We start from the raw sequence: 230 nt of genomic DNA, 5'->3' as shown, positions 1-230 counted from the left end.
CGGACGATCTCGACTGGACGTTCCTGTCGCCATCGGCGCTGTTCTTCGAGGGCCCGCGCACCGGCGTGTTCCGGCTGGGACGCGACACGTTGCTGAGCCACGCCGGCGGCAGCAGCATCAGTTTCGCCGATTTCGCGATCGCCATGGCCGATGAGATCGAGCGCCCGGCGCACGTGCGCGCGCGCTTCACCGTCGGCTATTGATCGCGCCAGGGGGCGGCCGGCCTCCGC

The 230-nt window shown here is 70.4% G+C and carries 1 protein-coding gene; it reads left to right on the top strand.

Annotated features, from left to right (window positions below):
* On the top strand, positions 1-203 hold a 203-nt coding region (locus Q5L94_RS14235), incomplete at its 5' end, for an NAD(P)-dependent oxidoreductase (RefSeq protein WP_411161958.1).
* Positions 204-230: the final 27 nt, after the last annotated feature.

This window comes from Idiomarina sp. Sol25 (assembly GCF_033052775.1).
Lineage (GTDB): Bacteria > Pseudomonadota > Gammaproteobacteria > Enterobacterales > Alteromonadaceae > Idiomarina.
Note: the sequence above shows the minus strand (reverse complement) of the source record. Positions and strands in the feature narration are given on the sequence as shown.